This window comes from Polaribacter sp. AHE13PA (genome assembly GCF_019278505.1).
Lineage (GTDB): Bacteria > Bacteroidota > Bacteroidia > Flavobacteriales > Flavobacteriaceae > Polaribacter.
Window position 1 is genome coordinate 2,396,394 of sequence record NZ_CP058985.1, and the last position, 19,901, is coordinate 2,416,294.

The 19,901-nt window shown below is 32.1% G+C and carries 20 protein-coding genes and 1 riboswitch; all 20 genes read right to left on the minus strand.

The window, feature by feature from the left end; all coding sequences use genetic code 11:
• Window positions 1-26: 26 nt before the first annotated feature.
• Window positions 27-344 (minus strand): thioredoxin, encoded by a 318-nt coding sequence (gene trxA / locus H0I28_RS10430; protein ID WP_165733121.1) that lies wholly within the window; start codon window positions 342-344, stop codon window positions 27-29.
• A gap of 215 nt (window positions 345-559) precedes the next feature.
• Window positions 560-1,516 carry a methylenetetrahydrofolate reductase [NAD(P)H] gene (gene metF, locus H0I28_RS10435; RefSeq protein ID WP_218754432.1) on the minus strand — a complete coding sequence of 319 codons (957 nt, stop codon included), beginning with the start codon at window positions 1,514-1,516 and terminating at the stop codon, window positions 560-562.
• A gap of 276 nt (window positions 1,517-1,792) precedes the next feature.
• Window positions 1,793-2,035 (minus strand): hypothetical protein, encoded by a 243-nt coding sequence (locus tag H0I28_RS10440; RefSeq protein ID WP_218731400.1) that lies wholly within the window; start codon window positions 2,033-2,035, stop codon window positions 1,793-1,795.
• A gap of 58 nt (window positions 2,036-2,093) precedes the next feature.
• Window positions 2,094-4,769 carry a methionine synthase gene (gene metH / locus H0I28_RS10445; protein WP_218731401.1) on the minus strand — a complete coding sequence of 892 codons (2,676 nt, stop codon included), beginning with the start codon at window positions 4,767-4,769 and terminating at the stop codon, window positions 2,094-2,096.
• Window positions 4,769-5,050 carry an antibiotic biosynthesis monooxygenase gene (locus H0I28_RS10450; RefSeq protein WP_165733125.1) on the minus strand — a complete coding sequence of 94 codons (282 nt, stop codon included), beginning with the start codon at window positions 5,048-5,050 and terminating at the stop codon, window positions 4,769-4,771. The genes metH and H0I28_RS10450 overlap by 1 nt, the downstream gene beginning before the upstream one ends.
• Window positions 5,051-5,112: 62 nt before the next feature.
• On the minus strand, window positions 5,113-6,114 hold the full coding sequence (locus H0I28_RS10455; protein WP_218759065.1) for a homocysteine S-methyltransferase family protein: 1,002 nt from the start codon (window positions 6,112-6,114) through the stop codon (window positions 5,113-5,115).
• 51 nt (window positions 6,115-6,165) lie between these two features.
• A riboswitch (SAM riboswitch) is annotated at window positions 6,166-6,291 on the minus strand.
• Window positions 6,292-6,352: 61 nt separating this feature from the next.
• A complete protein-coding gene (cysM, locus tag H0I28_RS10460; RefSeq protein WP_218731403.1) occupies window positions 6,353-7,240 on the minus strand; it encodes a cysteine synthase CysM in 888 nt (295 codons plus the stop codon).
• 1 nt (window position 7,241) lies between these two features.
• A complete protein-coding gene (gene epsC / locus H0I28_RS10465; protein ID WP_218759066.1) occupies window positions 7,242-8,000 on the minus strand; it encodes a serine O-acetyltransferase EpsC in 759 nt (252 codons plus the stop codon).
• Window positions 8,001-8,008: 8 nt separating this feature from the next.
• Window positions 8,009-8,341, minus strand: coding sequence for a 2Fe-2S iron-sulfur cluster-binding protein (locus H0I28_RS10470; RefSeq protein WP_218731405.1), 333 nt, complete (start codon window positions 8,339-8,341; stop codon window positions 8,009-8,011).
• Window positions 8,342-8,504: 163 nt separating this feature from the next.
• On the minus strand, window positions 8,505-9,560 hold the full coding sequence (locus H0I28_RS10475; protein WP_218731406.1) for an NAD(P)/FAD-dependent oxidoreductase: 1,056 nt from the start codon (window positions 9,558-9,560) through the stop codon (window positions 8,505-8,507).
• Between the two features lies 1 nt (window position 9,561).
• Window positions 9,562-10,146: a bifunctional precorrin-2 dehydrogenase/sirohydrochlorin ferrochelatase gene (locus tag H0I28_RS10480; protein WP_165733131.1), complete on the minus strand. Its 585-nt coding sequence runs from the start codon at window positions 10,144-10,146 to the stop codon at window positions 9,562-9,564.
• Window positions 10,147-10,150: 4 nt separating this feature from the next.
• Window positions 10,151-10,921 (minus strand): uroporphyrinogen-III C-methyltransferase, encoded by a 771-nt coding sequence (gene cobA, locus H0I28_RS10485; protein ID WP_218731407.1) that lies wholly within the window; start codon window positions 10,919-10,921, stop codon window positions 10,151-10,153.
• 16 nt (window positions 10,922-10,937) lie between these two features.
• The gene (locus tag H0I28_RS10490; protein ID WP_218759067.1) at window positions 10,938-13,031 is read right to left on the minus strand and encodes a HEPN domain-containing protein; all 2,094 of its coding nucleotides are present in this window, start codon (window positions 13,029-13,031) and stop codon (window positions 10,938-10,940) included.
• Window positions 13,032-13,128: 97 nt separating this feature from the next.
• A complete protein-coding gene (locus H0I28_RS10495; protein ID WP_218759068.1) occupies window positions 13,129-14,376 on the minus strand; it encodes a sulfate adenylyltransferase subunit 1 in 1,248 nt (415 codons plus the stop codon).
• A gap of 187 nt (window positions 14,377-14,563) precedes the next feature.
• Window positions 14,564-15,469 carry a sulfate adenylyltransferase subunit CysD gene (gene cysD / locus H0I28_RS10500; RefSeq protein WP_218754439.1) on the minus strand — a complete coding sequence of 302 codons (906 nt, stop codon included), beginning with the start codon at window positions 15,467-15,469 and terminating at the stop codon, window positions 14,564-14,566.
• Between the two features lie 10 nt (window positions 15,470-15,479).
• The gene (locus H0I28_RS10505) at window positions 15,480-16,094 is read right to left on the minus strand and encodes a phosphoadenosine phosphosulfate reductase family protein (RefSeq protein ID WP_218731411.1); all 615 of its coding nucleotides are present in this window, start codon (window positions 16,092-16,094) and stop codon (window positions 15,480-15,482) included.
• Window positions 16,094-16,357 (minus strand): DUF2061 domain-containing protein, encoded by a 264-nt coding sequence (locus tag H0I28_RS10510; protein WP_208891073.1) that lies wholly within the window; start codon window positions 16,355-16,357, stop codon window positions 16,094-16,096. The genes H0I28_RS10505 and H0I28_RS10510 overlap by 1 nt, the downstream gene beginning before the upstream one ends.
• Before the next feature lie 329 nt (window positions 16,358-16,686).
• Window positions 16,687-17,100 carry an Rrf2 family transcriptional regulator gene (locus tag H0I28_RS10515; RefSeq protein ID WP_165733138.1) on the minus strand — a complete coding sequence of 138 codons (414 nt, stop codon included), beginning with the start codon at window positions 17,098-17,100 and terminating at the stop codon, window positions 16,687-16,689.
• A gap of 144 nt (window positions 17,101-17,244) precedes the next feature.
• Window positions 17,245-18,456, minus strand: coding sequence for a polysaccharide lyase family 7 protein (locus H0I28_RS10520; RefSeq protein WP_254712692.1), 1,212 nt, complete (start codon window positions 18,454-18,456; stop codon window positions 17,245-17,247).
• Window positions 18,457-18,593: 137 nt separating this feature from the next.
• Window positions 18,594-19,763 (minus strand): O-succinylhomoserine sulfhydrylase, encoded by a 1,170-nt coding sequence (locus H0I28_RS10525; RefSeq protein ID WP_218754440.1) that lies wholly within the window; start codon window positions 19,761-19,763, stop codon window positions 18,594-18,596.
• Window positions 19,764-19,901 lie beyond the last annotated feature (138 nt).

Consider the following 19,901-nt stretch of genomic DNA (forward strand, 5'->3'; position numbering starts at 1 on the left):
TTAATATTATAAAAAATGAATACTACTTATATAGCAGCATCGATTTTTCCAGTATACACATTTTTAGGAGCAACACCTACTTGTTTGTCTACAACTTCTCCGTTCTTAAAGATTAAAACAGTTGGTATGTTACGTACTCCGTATTTTGCTGCAAATTCTTGGTTAGCATCAACATCAACTTTACCAACTACGGCTTTTCCTTCATATTCAGTATGAATTTCATCAACAATTGGTCCTACCATTCTACATGGTCCACACCAAGCTGCCCAAAAATCTACTAATACTGGTTTGTCAGATTTTAATACTAATTCGTCAAAGTTTGCGTCTGTAATTTCTAATGCCATTTTTATATTTTTAAATTATTATTTCAATTTCGAACTACAAAAGTAATCATTTTATTCACTTAGTAGTTTTCTTAAAAATTACTTTTTCCTATTTGTCTATAAATAGTTGTTATGCATACAAATAGAGAATCATCAAAAAGACACTCTTTTAAAGTAGTTTTCTGATGATTCTCTATAAATTTAATTCCTAATTAAAGAAACTACACCTTTTTATTTTAAAATAATTTTGATGCAATTGCATGTATATTATCACTTTTACCCATAGAATAATAGTGTAAAAATGGCACTCCTGCTTCTTTTAACTCCTTAGATTGCTGAATAGCAAACTCAATACCAACCTGTCTTACCGCTTTATTATCTTTACAACCTTCTACAGCATCAATTAAATCTTCTGGTAAATCAATTTTAAAAACTTGTGGTAAAATCTGTAAATGTCTTTTTACAGCAAGTGGTTTAATTCCTGGTATAATTGGCACTGTAATTCCTATTTCTCTAGCTTTTTTAACAAACTCGAAATATTTATTATTATCAAAAAACATTTGCGTTACCACATAATCTGCACCCGCATCTACCTTTTGTTTTAAACGTTTTAAATCTGTATTTAAAGATGGAGATTCCATGTGTTTTTCTGGATATCCTGCAACACCCACGCAAAAATCATAATTATGCTCTACTTTAATATCATCATGTAAATATTTCCCTTTATTTAAATCAGATATTTGTTGTACCAAATCGCTCGCAAAAGCGTTACCTCCTTGAGTTGCTTTAAAATAAGATTCATCTTTTCTAGCATCACCTCTCAAGGCAACCACGTTATCTAATCCTAAATAATGGCAATCTACCAAGACGTATTCTGTTTCTTCTTTGGTAAAACCTCCACACAGTAAATGCGGAATTGCATCTACCTGATATTTATGCATAATAGAAGCACAAATACCTACCGTTCCTGGGCGCATTCTAGTAATTCTCTTGTCTAAAAGTCCATTTCCTTTATCCACATAAACATATTCTTCTCTAGAAGTTGTTACATCTATAAAAGGTGGATTAAATTCCATTAAAGGATCTATATTATTGTATAAATCTTGAATATTTTTTCCCTTCTGAGGTGGTATTACTTCAAAAGAAAATAATGTTTTACCATTTGCATTTTTAATGTGATCTGTAACTTTCATTTCTGCTGAATTTATTTCAGTATTTAATAGAAATAAGCAACAACTAATGCCGAAAGCGATAACAATAAAAACTGTAGAAGGAATTTTAATTCTATTCTATATCTTTTCATCTCTTAAATTTTCCGCAAAAATGTACTTTCCTATTGTATTATTTATTGATTTAAATGTAACAAATTGTTAATTTAATGTTTTATTCATTTTTTGGGCGTTACCACAAGGGTCACGCTTTGCACTATATCTTTTTTTTATCAAAAAAAAAGGATGCCGTTTCAATCGTTAACGCAAACTATTTAGCAGCTTTTTTACGGCTTCGAAATCTTCTTTGTATTCCCAATAAATCCATCTCCCATCTACATAATCTGTTAAAATATATTTTTCGCTTAAAGATTTAATTCTAGAAACTGCAATTAATTTCTTTCCAAATTTCTCTGCAGCAACAGGAGTCATTTTCTCTTTATTGTTTTTATCAAAACCATGAGAAATAACATAACTTCCTAAATGCAATTCTATAAACTCCATATATACTCATTTTGTAAAATACCCCTGATAGGTTTTAAAACCCTATCAGGATTAATTATTATTCTTCTGCAAGTATTGGATGCAACCATTTTCTAGCTTTCTCCTTAGTAATACCTTTTCTTGTTGAATAATCTGTTACTTGATCATCTGTTATTTTACCCAAACCAAAATACTTAGATTCTTTGTTTGCAAAATAATATCCAGACACAGCTGCAGCTGGCCACATTGCCATACTTTCTGTTAATGTAACACCAATGTTTTCTTCCACTTTAAGCAATTCCCAAATGGTTTCTTTCTCTAAATGATCCGGACACGCAGGATATCCTGGTGCAGGACGTATACCTTTATAACTTTCTTTTATTAAATCATCATTTGTTAATCCTTCATCCGTATCAGAACCCCAATGTTTCGTCCTAACTTGTTTATGCAGGTATTCTGCCATTGCTTCTGCAAAACGATCTGCAATAGCTTGCGCCATAATTGCATTGTAATCATCTTCTTTTGCCTTATAGCTTTCTGCCAATTCTTGTGCTCCAAAAATACCAACACAAAATGATCCTATATAATCTGTTCTACCAGTTTCTTTAGGTGCAATAAAATCTGACAAAGCGTGGTTAGGTATGCCTTCTCTCTTTTTTAATTGCTGACGTAAAGTTCTAAAAATAAATTCTTCTCCTCCTTTTTTCTTTACAGCAATATCATCGTCATTTATAGTGTTTGCCTCAAACAAACCAAAAACAGCTTTTGGCTTTAACAATTGTTTCGCAATAATTTCTTTAATCATTGCCTGAGCTTCATCATACATAATAGTAGCTTGCTCACCAACAACCTCATCCTTTAGAATAGCAGGAAACTTACCATGTAAATCCCAACTTCTAAAAAATGGACTCCAATCTATAAAAGGTAATAATTCTTTTAAACTTAATTGCTCTAAAGTCTGAATTCCTAATTCGTTTGGTTTTACAATTTCAGACGTTTCCCAATCAATTTTATATTTTCTATTACGTGCTTCTTTTATAGAGATGTATGATTTTTCTTTCCCTCGTTTTAAAAACTTGGTTCTAAATTCATCATAATCTTTTTTCATTTTAGCAACGTACTCATGCGATGTTTTCTTATTTAATAAATCACCTACAACAGTTACTGCTCTAGAAGCGTCATTTACATGCACCACAGCATTGGTGTATTGTGTATCTATTTTAACAGCTGTATGTGCTTTAGAAGTTGTTGCGCCACCAATTAATAAAGGCAACACAAAGTTCTGGCGTTGCATTTCTTTGGCTAAATACACCATTTCATCTAACGATGGCGTAATTAAACCAGACAAACCAATAGCATCTACACGTTCGCTAATAGCCATTTCAATAATCTTTTCTGGCGGAACCATTACGCCTAAATCTACAATTTCGTAGTTATTACAAGCCAAAACAACACTCACAATATTTTTCCCAATATCATGCACATCACCTTTTACAGTTGCCATTAATATTTTACCAACAGGCTCTTGCTTGTCTCCTTTTTCTGCTTCAATAAACGGATTTAAATAACCTACCGCTTTTTTCATTACACGTGCAGATTTTACTACTTGTGGCAAAAACATTTTTCCTGCTCCAAATAAATCTCCAACCACATTCATTCCAATCATTAAATGACCTTCAATCACTTCAATTGGTGCCGTAGCTTCCTGTCTTGCTTGTTCTATATCTTCAATAATAAAAGCATCTATTCCTTTTACCAAAGCATGTGTAATTCTATCTTGTAAAGGGTTTTCTCTCCAAGATAAATCTACCGTTTTTTCTACTTTAGAGCCTTTTACAGTATCAGCAAAATCTAATAAACGTTCCGTTGCATCTTCTCTTCTATCTAGAATTACATCTTCTACGCGTTCTAATAAATCTTTAGGAATATTATCATACACTTCTAAAAGTGCAGGATTTACAATTCCTATGTTCATACCTGCTTGAATCGCATAATATAAAAATACTGAATGCATCGCCTCTCTAACTCCATCATTTCCTCTAAAAGAAAACGACACGTTACTAACCCCTCCACTAACACTTGCATTTGGTAAATTTTCTCTTACCCAACGTGTAGCTTCAATAAAATCGATGGCATTTCTTCTGTGCTCATCCATTCCCGTTGCAACGGGAAATATATTTAAATCGAAAATAATATCTTCACTAGGAAAACCAACTTCATCAACTAAAATATCATACGATTTTTTAGCAATTTCAATTCTACGATCATAGTTATCTGCTTGTCCTTCGGCATCAAAAGCCATTACAATTACAGCAGCTCCATATCGTTTTATTTGTTTTGCTTCCCAAATAAATTTTTCTTTTCCTTCTTTAAGTGAAATTGAATTTACAACGCATTTTCCTTGAACCACTTGTAAACCTGCTTCTATGATTTCCCACTTAGAGCTATCAATCATAATTGGCACTCTACAGATATCTGGTTCTGCTGCAATTAAATTTAGAAAACGAACCATAGCTTGTTTTCCATCAATTAAACCGTCATCAAAATTAATATCTATAATTTGTGCGCCACCATCTACTTGGTGTCTTGCAATATCTAAAGCTTCATCAAATTGCTCGTTTTTTATCAATCGTAAAAACTTACGAGAACCAGCTACATTTGTACGTTCCCCTACATTGATAAAATTGCTATTTTCATTCAAGACTAGAGGTTCTAATCCCGATAAACGCATATATTTTGTTTGTTTCACTTTCATTATATGTAATGTTCTACTATTGGAAATGGTTCATAAAAATGATGCAATAATTCTTTCCATTGTTCATATTCATCAGATTTTCTAAATCCAACCTCGTGATCCTCTATTGTTTGCCAACTCACCAATAAAATATATTTATCATCTTGTTCAACACATTTCTTTAATTGATGAGAGCTATATCCTTTCATAGAAGAAATAATCTTTTCTGCCTTCTTAAAATTAAACTCAAAATCTTTTGAAAGACCTACTTTTATGTTTAAAATGGCTACTTCTAGAATCACTTTCCTTTTATTTATATTGAGATTACTACTTACGCAGCACTACTTTTTTATATATCTAAAACCTATTTATTTACAACAAATGCTCTTGGCTTATATTTTTCCGAAATCCTTGCAATCTCGCTAATATGCTCAGGTGATGTTCCGCAACAACCTCCAATAATATTAATTAAATCTTTCTTTAAATACTCTTCTATTTGCTCACCCATTTCTTCTGCAGTTTCATCATACTCTCCAAAAGCATTTGGCAACCCTGCATTTGGATGTGCGGAAATAGCAAAATCTGTTTTGTTTGCAATAGCTTGTAAATGGGGTTGTAATAAATTGGCTCCTAAAGCACAATTAAACCCTACAGATAATAAAGGAATGTGAGATACAGAAATTAAAAAAGCTTCAGCAGTTTGCCCAGATAAAGTTCTACCTGAAGCATCGGTAATAGTACCACTTAACATAATTGGAACATCAATACTACGTTCGTCTTTTACTTCTTCAATGGCAAATAATGCTGCTTTGGCATTTAAAGTATCAAACACCGTTTCTACTAACAATAAGTCTGCACCACCATCTAATAAAGCTTCTACTTGTTGTTTATAGGCAATTCTTAATTCATCAAAAGTAACTGCTCTATAACCAGGGTCATTAACGTCTGGAGACATACTAGCAGTTCTGTTTGTTGGACCAATAGAACCTGCTACAAAACGAGGTTTGTGTGGTTCTTTTGCAGTAAACTCATTTGCAACTTCTTTAGCAATTTTTGCAGATTGATAGTTTAATTCGTACACTAAATTTTCCATCTGATAATCTGCCATTGCAATGGTAGTTCCAGAAAAAGTATTGGTTTCTATAATATCTGCACCAGCTTCAAAATATTTACCATGAATGGTTTTAATTGCTTCTGGTTGTGTAATTGATAACAAGTCATTATTTCCCTGTAAAGGTGATGGATAGTCTTTAAAACGTTCTCCTCTAAAATCTTCTTCCGTGAATTTATAGGCTTGTAGCATGGTACCCATAGCACCATCTAAAACCAAAATTCTTTCTTGTAAAGCTTTGTATATATTTGACATTCCTGAAAATTAATTTTTGTGTTATCAGGAAAAGAAGAATTGATACTTTTTCCGTTATCTCTCTGAAAGGTTCTGAACCTAGTTCAGAAAGAATCAGTAGAAATTAGCACCTTCTTTAAAGATAAAGGGTTGCCAAGGCTTCCTCGGGTCTAATCCCTCAACCTTTCTTGATAACAATATTTAATAAATGAACTAAATTACGTTACAAAGTAACGAACTTTTTTCTTGTTTTTATAATTTATTCGTAGATATCTGATGATAAATAACGATCTCCTCTATCGCAAATAATAGCAACAATTACACCTTTATCTATTGATTTTGCTACTTTTAACGCGGTAGCAACAGACCCTCCACTACTCATTCCTGCAAAAATGCCTTCTTCTTTTGCTAAACGAACCGTCATTTCTTTTGCTTCTTCTTCACTTACTTCAAATATTTGATCTATTTTTTTAGCTTTAAAAATAGCGGGCATATATTCTTCAGACCATTTTCTAATTCCAGGTATTTTAGCTCCTTCTTTAGGCTGCGCTCCAATAATGGTGATGCTTTCGTTTTGCGATTTTAAATAATCAGAAACTCCAGTTATGGTTCCAGTAGTTCCCATGGCAGAAACAAAATGAGTTACTTCTCCTTCTGTGTCTCTCCAAATTTCTGGTCCTGTTGTATTAAAATGTGCTTTAGGGTTATCAAAATTATCAAACTGATTTAAACGAAAGTATCCTTTTTTATATTTTAACTTTAAAGCATAATCAATAGCACCTTCAATCCCTTTATCAGCAGGAGTTAAAATTACTTTTGCACCGTAAGCTCTCATCGTTTTAACTCGTTCTATAGTAGAGTTTTCCGGCATTGTAAGCACCATATTTACACCTAAAACTTTTGCCATTAAAGCCAATGCAATACCCGTGTTTCCACTTGTTGCTTCTACTAAAGTATCACCTTTCTTTATATTTTTTCTTTTGATTGCTTCAGAAATCATATAATAAGCTGCTCTATCCTTTACACTTCCTCCAGGATTATTTCCTTCTAGTTTTAATAATAAAGTAACACCTTCTTTCTTTAAGATATTTTGTACCTCTACAAGTGGTGTATTTCCAACAAAATCTATGATACTTTTGGTTTTCATTCTAATTTCTTTTTTGAAAAATATTATTTTCTGATTTCACTGTTACCACCGAATTTTCTGGAACGGATTTCATAATACAAACATTGGCTCCAATTACAGAGTTTTTTCCTATTACAACATCTCCTCCTAAAATAGTAGCATTTGCATAAATAACTACACCACTTTCTATTGTAGGATGTCTTTTCGTAGATGCTAAACTTTTCTTTACTTGTATTCCTCCTAAAGTTACGCCTTGAAAAATCTGTACATTATCTTTTATAATTGCAGATTCTCCTATTACAGTTCCTGTTCCGTGATCTATATGAAAAGAAGCTCCTATTTCTGCTCCTGGATGAATCTCTGTACCGGTTTTACTGTGCGCATACTCACTCATTATTCTTGGAAAAACAGGGATTCCTAAGTTTAATAATTGGTGACTTAAGCGATACACTGCAATGGCATAAAAACCAGGATATGCTAAGTAAATTTCTTCTAAACTTTTAGCAGCAGGATCATTTTTTTCTGAAGCAGCAGCATCTAAATCTAATTTTTGACGAATAGAAACAAAAGAACTTTCAAAATCATTCCACAAATTTGCTCCATTTTCTATGGATAATCTTTCTAAAATTTTCAAAAACTTTAACCTTGTTTCTGCACCACTTTCAGACAAATGGCGTTCATCAAACAAGTTATTGATTAACTGTTTCGTAAAAACCTCTACTGCATCTCTTAAACACATGCTGTAGTTTTTAAACGTAATTATTTGTGCTGTTTCTTTCATGTTAGCTTTTACATTTCTGGAGCTAATACTACTTCTAACCCGTCCATTGCTGGCGTCATTTGTATTTGACAGCCCAATCTACTATTGTCTTCTACATTAAACGCTTCTGCTAACATAGCATCTTCATCATCTGTCATTTCTGGTAATTCGTGATCTGAATTTACATAACACTGACAAGAAGCACACATGGCCATACCGCCACAAATACCTATGGTACCTTCTTCTGCTAATTCGTAAGAACGAACAACTTCCATAAGATTCATTGCCATGTCTGTAGGTGCTACAACTTCATGTAGTACACCATTTCTATCAGTTATTTTTATATTTATATCTACGCTCATTATACATTTTTTACCAAAGCCAAAAGTAATAAATTTGTTTGGTTAGACCTCAAAGGTTTTAAAAACCTTTGAGGTCTATGTTATTCTCTTTTATTAATTGTCTACTAAATTAAGTAAACCTAACAATTTATACCAATAAGGTTTTTGAAAACTTGCTAAAAAATTACTGAATAGCTTTTACAACTGCTTTTGGCGCATCTTTTCTTGTTCCATCAAATCCTTCTACACCACCAACAGTAGTATATTTCATAACGTATTTCTTATCTGGAAAAATTCTTTTGTAAGCACTCTGACACATTAAAGTTGCTTCGTGAAAACCACAAAGAATTAATTTTAATTTACCAGGATATGTGTTTACATCTCCAATAGCGTAAATACCAGGAATATTTGTTTGATAGTCTAATGCATTATTTACTTTAATTGCATTTTTCTCAATCTCTAATCCCCAGTCTGCAATAGGTCCTAATTTTGGAGATAAACCAAATAAAGGAATAAAATGATCTGTATCTACAATAAAAGCATCTTCTCCTTTTTTCTCTACAGCAACACCCGTTACTTTATCTGTTCCGATAATTCCTTTTACTTCTGCAGGAGTTATCATTCTAATTTTACCTAAATTCTTTAATTCTTGTACTTTTTCTACAGAATCTAAAGCGCCTCTAAATTCATTTCTTCTATGAATTAAAGTTACTTCAGATGCAACGTCTGATAGGAAAACAGCCCAATCTAAAGCAGAATCTCCACCACCAGAAATTACTACTTTTTTATCTCTATAAAATTCTGGTTCTTTAATAATATATTCTACACCTTTATCTTCAAAATCTGCAATATTAGGTATCAATGGTTTTCTTGGCTCAAAAGAACCTAAACCACCAGCAATTGCAACAATTTTAGCATGGTGTTTTGTTCCTTTATTGGTTGTAACAATAAAAGTACCATCCTCTTGCTTATCTATTGTTTCTGCTCTTTCTCCTAATGTAAAACCAGGTTCAAACTGCTTTGTTTGCTCAATTAATTTATGTGTTAAATCTCCTGCTAAAATTTCTGGATATGCAGGAATATCATAAATTGGTTTCTTAGGATAAATCTCAGAACATTGCCCACCTGGTTGTGGTAATGCATCAATTAAATGACATTTTAATTTTAATAAACCAGCTTCAAAAACTGTAAATAAACCTGTTGGACCTGCTCCAATAATTAGTATATCTGTTGTAATCATCTTAAGACTCTTTTTTCTCTATTAATCCTTTGGTGAATTCGTTTAGTGTTTCCACTTTTTCTTCGAAATCTCCTTTTATTGTTTTTCTAAACTCGTTTAAATTCTTTACCAAATCGTCTACATTTTCCGGAATTACATCCTCAAAAAACTGACGTAATCTTTTGGCTGTTGTTGGCGATTTTCCGTTGGTAGAAATGGCTACTTTTACATTTCCTTTGGTTACAATACCGCCCATATAAAAATCACAAAAAGGAGGATTATCAGCAACATTTACCAATATACTTCGCTTTCTACAATGTTTATAAACCTTTTCGTTAACTTCTGGAAACTCTGTTGTTGCCACAACAATATGTTTTCCTTTTAAGTAACGTTTATTATATTTTTCTTTAATCAGTTTTACGTTTCCCTTCTTTGCTAATGCAGTTGTGCCTTCCCTAAACATAGGTGAAACCATGGTTACATTTGCATCTGGACTCGATTTTAATAAAAACGTTAATTTTTCTTCTGCTACAAAACCACCTCCAATGATTAAAACCTGAAGATTTTTAGTTTTTAAAAAAATAGGATATAAATTATTTCTTTCCATAAACCTATCCTTTTAACTCATTTGCATACTGTTCTTGAATATCTAAAATTACCTGACGATGTTTTACTACTTCACCCAAAACAATAATTGCCGGATTTTTCAATTCATTATCAGCAACAATTTTTTCTATGGTGTCTACAGTACCTATTCCTAATTTTTCTCTAGAAGTAGTACCTCTTTGAATAATTGCAACTGGTAAGTCATTTTTACCTTCTGCTTGAAATAATTTTACAATTTGAGGCAGTTTGCTCATTCCCATTAACACCACAATGGTTGCATTAGACTTTGCAGCCAACTCAATATCATTAGAAATTTTATGATCTTTTGTGGTTCCAGTAATTACCCAAAAACTCTCTGCACTACCACGTTTTGTTAAGGGTATATTTTGATAAGCTGCTACCGCTAACGAAGATGAAATTCCTGGAACAACTGCAACTTCTAAACCTAAATTTGCGGCATATTCCATTTCTTCTGCACCTCTACCAAAAATAAATGGATCTCCACCTTTTAAACGAACTACATGTCCGCTAGATTTTGCTCGTTCAACAATTAACTCATTAATTTGTTCTTGCTGATATTTATAACACCCTCTACGTTTTCCAACGAAAATTTGTTCAGCTTCCGGATTTATATATGCTAATAACTCTTCATTCACCAAAGCATCGTATAAAACTACATCGGCAGTTTTTAAAACCTTAATGGCTTTTACTGTAATTAAATCTATATCTCCAGGGCCTGCACCTACAACGGTTAACTTTGGTGTTTTTAAACTCATTTTATTCTTTTATAACTTACTTTGCAATTGCAGTTTCAGCATTTCTAAAAGCTCTTACTTTCTGTAAAAACGTATTCGCATCGCTAATATACTTCTTTGCAAATTCTTCTGTTGGCGCAAACTTATTAATTTGATAAATTAAATCCGCAAAAGAACCTCCTAAATCTATTTTTTCTGATGCAATAAAGTACTCATCAAATTGAGAAACGATACTTGCATGTGTATTTGTTTTCTTATCTGCTGCTAATAAAGACGCTTTTGCAGAGTTTACAATAGACTGATATGCGTAATAAATAGCTCCTGAATATACTTTGTTTTCAAAAGCTTCATTTGCATTTTCAATTTTCTCGTCACTTTCTAAAAATAAAGTTGCAATTAAATCGATTACAACACCAGCACATTCTCCAATTCCTATTTCCTTTACATATTTATCTGCCTCTCCCCAATCGATAAAATCTTCTTGAGTTAAATTAGTAACATCTTGTAAATCGTTTAATAAATCATAAAAATAACGTTCTCCCGTCACTTTATAATACTCTACAAATGATTTTCCATCAGCATTTGCTTCAAAATCATTAAAAATTCTACGCAATGCTTCCGGACCTCTTTTACTTGGTACTTTTACTACTTTATCTGCAAATAATGCATTTCCGTTTCCTAAGTTTCCTCCACCTAATAAAACTTGTAATGCTGGAGCCACTAATTTATCTGGAGTTCTAACAGTCATTCCTTGAAAACCAATGTTTGCCATGTTGTGTTGTCCACAAGCATTCATACAACCACTAATTTTAATTACTAAATCTTCATTTTTTAAGTATTGAGGATATTCAGCCGCAATCACTTTTTCTAGTTCTGCTGCAATCCCCGTACTACTTGCAATACCTAAATTACAGGTATCAGTACCAGGACAAGCGGTAATATCTACTGCTTTGTTATAACCTGCTTCTACAAATCCTAATTTTTCTAACTCTTGATAGAAATAAGGAACTAAATCTTCTTTTACAAAAGGAATTACAATATTTTGACGCAAGGTTAAACGGATTTCTCCTGCTGCGTAAGTATCAACTAAATCTGCTAATAAACGTGCTTTATCTGTGTAAAAATCTCCTAATAAAACTTTAATTCCGATAGCAACATAACCTGCTTGTTTTTGCGGAATTAAGTTGGTAGATTTCCATAAATCAAATGCTTCTTTATTTTTTATCTCTACTTGTGGAGCATCAACAGCAACTGGAGTTGATGCAACATAACCATCAGCATCAATAGCAACTGATTTTAATTCGATAGCCTTTTGTTCTTGTGCTACCAATTCTTTAAAAGCTTCTAAACCGATGTCTTTTAATAAGAATTTCATTCTTGCTTTGGCTCTACTTTTACGCTCACCATAACGATCAAAAACTCTTAAAACACCTTCCATTACTGGAATAATTTTATCTGATGGTAAAAACTCATATAAAGTTTCTGCATGTCTTGGCTGAGAACCTAACCCTCCTGCAACCATCACTTTAAAACCTCTTACACCGTTTTCAATTTTAGCTATAAAACCTAAATCATGTAAATAAGATAAACCTGTATCTTCATCTGTAGAAGAAAAAGAAACTTTAAATTTACGTCCCATTTCTTGACAAATAGGGTTACGTAAAAAGAATTTATACAAAGCATCAGCATACGGAGAAACATCAAAAGGTTCGTTTACATCGATACCCGCAGTTTCTGATGCTGTTACATTTCTAACAACATTTCCACAAGCTTCACGCAAGGTAACATCATCTCTTTCTAACTCTGCCCATAACTCTGGCGTTCTTTGTAAATCTACATAGTGAATTTGAATATCTTGACGTGTTGTAATATGTAATCTTCCTCTAGAATACTCGTCTGAAACTTCAGAAATTCTACGTAATTGATTACTCATTACTTTACCATAAGGCAATTTAATACGAATCATTTGTACGCCTTCTTGACGCTGACCGTAAACACCTCTTGCTAAACGTAAACTTCTAAATTTTTCCTCATCTATTTCTAGATTATTGAATGCTGCAATTTTATCTGCTAATTCAATAATATCTCTTTCTACAACTGGATTCTCTATTTCGGTTCTAAAACTCTGCATTTTTTCTAGTATTTAGTAGTTCGTATAAAATATCAAGCAATTCTTAATACCTTAAAATTCTACTTTAATTTTACTGTTCCTTTATTCTTTATTCTTACTACTTGATAAAACCAACACCTACTGTATTGTTCGTTTTTGGATCAATCAAAATAAAAGATCCATTAGATTTATTATCTTTATAAGAATCTACCAACAAAGGCTTGCTTAATTTTAATTGTATGTCTCCTATTTGGTTTAAGACTAATTCTGATGGATTTTCTTCAATTCCAGAAAAATCAGTTTTTATAATACTAGACAATTGTGTAATTTTTGCTTGTGCATCATTTACACCATGTTTAATATAGTATTTTTGAGAAGCTTTTAAAGGCTCTTTATCCATCCAACAAATAGTTGCTGTTAATTCTTTTGCAATTGTTGGCTCTTCATTTACTTTCACCAACATATCACCCCTACTTACATTTACATTGTCTTCTAAAGTAATGGTAACAGAACTTCCTCTTTTTGCTTCTTGAAATTCTTTATCGAAAAAATTAATCGTTTTCACTTTAGATTTTGTTTGCGATGGTAACACTGCAACGTCATCTCCAACAGCTAAATCACCTCCATAAAGCTTTCCTGCATATCCTCTAAAATCATGGTATTCTTCTGTTTTAGGTCTGATAACTGTTTGCACAGGAAAACGTGTTTGAGAAGCATCATTAATATCTTCTGCATCTAATCTTTCTAAGTGATGCATTAACGTTTCTCCTTTATACCAAGGGGTATTTTCAGATTTATGAACCACATTATCTCCTTGTAAAGCAGACATTGGTATAAACGTTAAATTCTGACCTTTGTACTCACTTTTACTTGCTAAGTACTCAATCTCAGCTTTTATAGTATTGTATTTTTCTTCAGAAAAATCAACCAAATCCATTTTATTAATAGCAATTACAACATCTTTAATTCTCAATAAATTATTGATAAAAAAGTGTCTGTACGTTTGTTCTATAACTCCGTTTCTTGCATCAATTAAAACGATAGAAGCTTGTGCTGTTGAGGCACCCGTAACCATGTTTCTTGTATATTCTATATGCCCTGGAGTATCTGCTATAATGAAACTTTTACTTGGTGTAGAAAAATAGATATGTGCTACATCAATAGTAATTCCTTGTTCACGTTCTGCAACTAAACCATCGGTTGCTAAAGAAAAATCTAAATAGTCAAAACCACGTTGTCTACTTTTTTCTTCTATTGCTTCTAATTTATCGTCAGTTAATGATTTTGTATCGTATAAAATACGACCAATTAAGGTACTCTTACCATCATCTACACTTCCTGCTGTTGCTATTTTTAATACTTTCATTCTTATGAGCTGTTCGCTATTGGCCTTTGGCTTTTAGCTTAATTTGTATTCATTTTTAATACTTACAAAGCGATTAAATTTTGTAAGGTGTTTGCAAATAGTTGCGTTAGGGATTGAAACGACATCCTTTTTTTGTTCTTTTCAAAAAAAGATATAGTGAAAAGCCCGTTAAAACGCCCAAAGTATTCTAAAAATACCCTTGTTGTTTACGTTTCTCCATTGCTGCTTCAGAACGTTTATCATCTATTCTTGCACCTCTTTCTGAAATGGAAGAATCTCTAATTTCTTCTACAACTTTTGCAATATCGACTGCGTCGGATAAAACTGCTGCTGTACAACTCATATCTCCAACAGTTCTAAAACGAACCATTCTTTCTTCTACAACTTCTTCTTTATCTCTAAAAACAACGTCGTCATCTGCAGACCAGATCATTCCGTCTCTTACAAAAATCTTTCTTTTGTGTGCAAAATAGATAGAAGGAATTTCGATATCTTCTTGTTTGATATAAGACCAAACATCTAATTCTGTCCAATTAGAAATAGGGAAAACACGTACATTTTGTCCTAAATCTATGCGTCCGTTTAACATATCGAATACTTCTGGACGTTGGTTTTTCTCATCCCATTGACCAAAATCATCTCTTACAGAAAAGATTCTTTCTTTAGCTCTAGCCTTTTCTTCATCTCTTCTTGCTCCTCCAATACATGCATCAAAACCAAACTCTTCTATAGCGTCTAATAAGGTTTCTGTTTGCAACATATTTCTACTTGCATATCTACCAGTTTCTTCTTTAACTCTACCAGAATCTATATTGTCTTGTACATTTCTTACAATTAACTCAACCCCTAATTCTTTTGCTAAACGATCTCTAAATTCTATTGTTTCAGGAAAATTATGACCTGTATCGATATGCATTAAAGGGAAAGGGATTTTTGCAGGATAAAATGCTTTTTGTGCTAAACGCACTAACGTTATACTGTCTTTTCCTCCAGAAAAAAGCAACACAGGTTTTTCGAACTGCGCTACTACTTCTCTAAAAATATAAATTGCTTCACTTTCTAAAGCATCTACTTGTATTGTTGTATTACTCATAATTATCTTTTTAGATGTGTAAACCACATTCTCTGTTACTTTCTACTTTTGTTGGATCGAAATATGTAAACTCATTTGGCAAATTTTGTGCTACTAAATAAGCGTCTAACTGTTCATCTGTCCAGTTATAAAACGGACTCACTTTTACCACACCGTCTTTACTTTGAGAAACAACATCTATACTATCTCTAAATGCAGTTTGACCTTTTCTTAAGTTTGTAAACCAAACATCTGGTTGATGTTCTTTCATAGCTCTAGAAAATGGCTCTAACTTAACTTGCTCTGTAAACAAAACATGTTTCGGATCTTCTACCGAAGGAACCCCTAAAACAACATTTCTATGAGCTGCAGTTTGTTTTGGTGTATATAAATGAATATTTAAATTCAGTTTTTCTATAATATCTTCTGCATGTTTATACGTCTGCATCGTATTGTAACCTGTATCGCACCAAATTACTTTAATGTCTTTTTGCACATCCGTAACCGCTTTTAAAATTGCAACTTCATAAGGTCTGAAGTTGGTTGTGATTACTGGATTTTTAGCAAAAGAAATAGCCCAAGCTATAATCTCTGCTGGACTTTTATCTTTTAATTCTGCGTTAACTTGTGTTAAGTTTAAGCTCATTACTTTCCCCATTTTATTTTATTCCATACTCTCTCGTGAAAGAAGTATAAAACTAACTTTGTTAAAAAATCTATTGATGCAATTGAAGTAGCTACTGATAACTCCCCTGTTAAGAGGTAAGACACTATTAAAGTATCTACGGTACCTATAACTCTCCAACTTAATGCCTTAAGCACACTTCGTAAAGGTTTTTCAGAAGTTTTATCTTCTTTAAAACCTTTAGTCTGTGCTTTTTTACTAAAAATGATTTGGTCTAAAATCATAAAAAAAATTAATTCAAATAATTACCCTACTACTTTAATAGGGTATGCAAATCTACATTATTATTATACAAAAAGTCGGGATTAAATCTTAAAAATTACCTAAACCCTATAGATTTAGTAGATTAATAAAAAAAAGGCAAATAAATTATGAATATGTAACTACTACAAGGATTTAGTAATTAAAATAATACAAAGGGACTATGAAGTGTATTTGTAAAGATGTATTGTACTCAATATTAATTGACTAAAGAAGCTTACAATTAATCTAACTATAGAATTGTTAATTAACAGATTACCTACTCTATAGAACTTACATTTTTGTTATAAATTTAGCAATTACACAAATCTGCAAGAGTAGTATTTTTAAAAATCTGCAAAGAACTATCCCTTACCTGAACCATTAACTTGTTTACAGCACAAAGGTTTTCATCAGGACAATCTGCACATTTTTCGTAGAAATTTAAACTAACACAAGGAATCATGGCAATTGGCCCTTCTAAGATTCTCATAATAGTAGTCATTTGAATATCTTTAGGCTCTTTTAAAAGATAGTAGCCACCACCTTTTCCTTTTTTAGACGCTAACAATCCGTTTTTACGAAGGGTTAAAAGAATAGTTTCTAAAAATTTTAAAGAAATATTTTCATTTTTAGAAATCGTAGCAATAGAAACAGGCGTTTTATCTTCTAGTCTTGCAAGATAAGTAAGCGCTTTAATTCCGTATTTTGTTTTCTTTGATAGCATAGTGCAAAATTACACAATTTAATTACTATACTAAAACAGTAGGATATACTTTTTTACAAATATCTTTTAAAACTAAAAACCCACTAAGTATTATCTCAATGGGTTTATAGTTTAATCTAAAATCTAAGTATTATTAACGCTAACTTAATTTGCAGTGTGCGACTTTTCTAAAGCGTAAAAAGTAGCTTGCACATAATCATCAGCATCTCCAGTGTTATTTTGATTATAAACTCCAGCCTTAAAATACATGTATTGTCCACCAGTATTATAACCACTATTTGCCATAACTACAGTTTTAACAACATCTGCTTTACCTTCTCTTATAATAGTAACCGTTAGATCATCTCCAACAACTTTAATGTTATAACTAAATTTTTCGTCTAGAGCAATTCCATCTGAAGGATTAGAAGCACTATCACTTCTAGAACCTATCATTTCGTGCCATTGTTCAGCTCCACTTCCCTCTGCAGGTTCGTGTGCAAAATAAATAGAACCGAAAGTATTACCTTCTAATTTTCTATAATAAAGACGGATAGGTTCATCATCATTTGCATGAATTTGACCAACAATAACACGCCCTTGCTGATCAGAATTACCTGTAGTTGTTACATGATTTACAGCAAGTGTTGCAGACATTTCTCCGTCATAACTTGCAGCGGCAGTTATATCCGCTTGCGGAGCAGTACCAAAAACCCAATTATTTTTATTAACTCCTTTGGTATCTATGCTCGTATTGGTTCCTCTTAACATTTCGCGAAACTCAACTCTTGTATAACTTGTACCTAGAGATGTTTTAAATCCATCAACTGGACATTTAAAAACCATTCCACCATCATTTGCTGTATAAAAATAAGTATCATTTTTATATTCGCTATTAAGCTCACTTACAGTAATTGTCTTAGCTACACCATTTCCATTATTAGTAGGAATACTCAAATTCCATGTTGATAAATCAAAATTTTGTGATGGAACTTTATTAGGATCTAATTCTCCTGAAATTTCTTCTCTTGCTGCTTGTGTAATTGTTAAACTTTTAGTGATATTATCACCAATAACAGTTATTATTCCTGTACGCTTATTAAACTCAGAGTTTGCTGTTACAGAAATATTTATGATTCTGTTAGTTGTTCCGTTTGTAGGTGTAATGTTAATCCAGTCATTATTATTACTCGTGTACCAATAAGCATTCGCAGTTACCTCAACGGTTTGTGTTTCTTGACTTGCAGAAAATTCAGCAATTGTAGATAAAGACAAAATATCTACTATTTCTTCTTCTGAATCTGCAGAGCTACAAGAAAAAAAAGATAAAAATAATGAACCAATAAATAATAATAATAATCTGAAAGAAATTTTCATAAAAATAATGACATTAATAATTGAATTTTTAAAAATACAAAATTGGTTAACCAATTTACTGTAATTTTAAATAAAATTATTATTTAATTAAATAAAGAGATTAAAACCAACTCTTTAAACAATCAAAATATCTATTATTAATTATTATCTAAAGCTTGTTTTAAATCAGCAATAATATCATCTGCATGCTCTAAACCTACGGAAACACGAACCAAACCATTTGTAATACCAACTTCTAATCTATCTTCTTCAGACAAACGTCCGTGAGTTGTAGAAGATGGATGCGTAACAATAGTTCTTGTATCTCCTAAATTTGCAGACAATGAACACATTTTTATAGCATCTAAAAACTTTCTTCCAGCTTCAATTCCTCCTTTTATCTCAAAGGCAACAATATTTCCTCCTAATTTCATTTGGTTTTTAGCTACTTCATATTGAGGATGCGACTTTAAAAATGGATATTTTACAAGCTCTACATTTTCATTTTCTTCTAAAAAAGAAGCAACTTTCAAAGCATTTTCACAATGTTTTTCTACTCTAATTGATAAGGTTTCTAAACTTTTAGACAAAACCCAAGCATTAAAAGGAGACATTGCTGGTCCTGTATTTCTTGCAAACAAATAGATTTCTCTTAATAAATCTGCTCTACCAACTGTTACTCCACCTAAAACTCTACCCTGACCATCAATCAATTTTGTTGCAGAATGAATTACCAAATCTGCTCCGAATTTAATTGGCTGTTGAATGTATGGTGTTGCAAAGCAATTGTCAACAATAAAAATAAGATTGTGTTTTTTGGCAATTTTACCAATCACATCTAAATCTAAAATATCAACAGCAGGGTTTGTTGGCGTTTCTATATAAAGAACCTTTGTATTTTCTTGAATCAAACTTTCTATTAAATCTACCTCATCAACCTTAAAATAAGAAGTTTCAATATTCCATTTGGGCAAGTATTTAGTAAACATTCCATGTGTTGATCCAAATACAGACCTACAAGAAACAATATGATCTCCGGCACTTAACAGCGCTGCAAATGACGAAAATATAGCTGCCATACCTGTTGCAAAAGCATAACCAGCCTCCGCACCTTCCATAGCAACAATTTTATCTACAAATTCTGTAGTATTTGGATTTGTAAAACGACTATACAAGTTACGTTCTTTTTCTTCTGCGAAGGATGAACGCATGTCTTCTGCATCGTCAAAAACAAAACTAGAGGTTAAATATAAAGGTGTAGAATGTTCAGAAAACTGACTTCTTTCTGTTTGACTTCTAATTGCTTCTGTTTCGAAATGTTTACTCATGATTTGTATTGTATTATTGTTAGACCGCTATCGCTTTTTAGAATCAAGAGTTAAGATAAAAAATGGTAATCCATTCTTTCGCTGCCTTATTCTTGTCTCTTTCAATCTCTTGTTTTTTTTAAAATCGTAGTTGACTGA

Coding starts and splice junctions, on each gene's coding strand:
- cysM (WP_218731403.1), bottom strand. CDS start 7,240: ATGAAAACCAAAAGTATCATAGATTTTGTTGGAAATACACCACTTGTA.
- cysD (WP_218754439.1), bottom strand. CDS start 15,469: ATGAGTAATACAACAATACAAGTAGATGCTTTAGAAAGTGAAGCAATT.
- H0I28_RS10495 (WP_218759068.1), bottom strand. CDS start 14,376: ATGAAAGTATTAAAAATAGCAACAGCAGGAAGTGTAGATGATGGTAAG.
- H0I28_RS10490 (WP_218759067.1), bottom strand. CDS start 13,031: ATGCAGAGTTTTAGAACCGAAATAGAGAATCCAGTTGTAGAAAGAGAT.
- H0I28_RS10455 (WP_218759065.1), bottom strand. CDS start 6,114: ATGTCAAATATATACAAAGCTTTACAAGAAAGAATTTTGGTTTTAGAT.
- epsC (WP_218759066.1), bottom strand. CDS start 8,000: ATGAAAGAAACAGCACAAATAATTACGTTTAAAAACTACAGCATGTGT.
- H0I28_RS10515 (WP_165733138.1), bottom strand. CDS start 17,100: ATGCTATCAAAGAAAACAAAATACGGAATTAAAGCGCTTACTTATCTT.
- metH (WP_218731401.1), bottom strand. CDS start 4,769: ATGAAAGTGAAACAAACAAAATATATGCGTTTATCGGGATTAGAACCT.
- H0I28_RS10525 (WP_218754440.1), bottom strand. CDS start 19,763: ATGAGTAAACATTTCGAAACAGAAGCAATTAGAAGTCAAACAGAAAGA.
- metF (WP_218754432.1), bottom strand. CDS start 1,516: ATGAAAGTTACAGATCACATTAAAAATGCAAATGGTAAAACATTATTT.
- H0I28_RS10470 (WP_218731405.1), bottom strand. CDS start 8,341: ATGAGCGTAGATATAAATATAAAAATAACTGATAGAAATGGTGTACTA.
- H0I28_RS10520 (WP_254712692.1), bottom strand. CDS start 18,456: ATGAAAATTTCTTTCAGATTATTATTATTATTTATTGGTTCATTATTT.
- cobA (WP_218731407.1), bottom strand. CDS start 10,921: ATGAGTTTAAAAACACCAAAGTTAACCGTTGTAGGTGCAGGCCCTGGA.
- H0I28_RS10440 (WP_218731400.1), bottom strand. CDS start 2,035: ATGGAGTTTATAGAATTGCATTTAGGAAGTTATGTTATTTCTCATGGT.
- H0I28_RS10480 (WP_165733131.1), bottom strand. CDS start 10,146: ATGGAAAGAAATAATTTATATCCTATTTTTTTAAAAACTAAAAATCTT.
- H0I28_RS10505 (WP_218731411.1), bottom strand. CDS start 16,094: ATGAGCTTAAACTTAACACAAGTTAACGCAGAATTAAAAGATAAAAGT.
- H0I28_RS10475 (WP_218731406.1), bottom strand. CDS start 9,560: ATGATTACAACAGATATACTAATTATTGGAGCAGGTCCAACAGGTTTA.
- H0I28_RS10510 (WP_208891073.1), bottom strand. CDS start 16,357: ATGATTTTAGACCAAATCATTTTTAGTAAAAAAGCACAGACTAAAGGT.
- trxA (WP_165733121.1), bottom strand. CDS start 344: ATGGCATTAGAAATTACAGACGCAAACTTTGACGAATTAGTATTAAAA.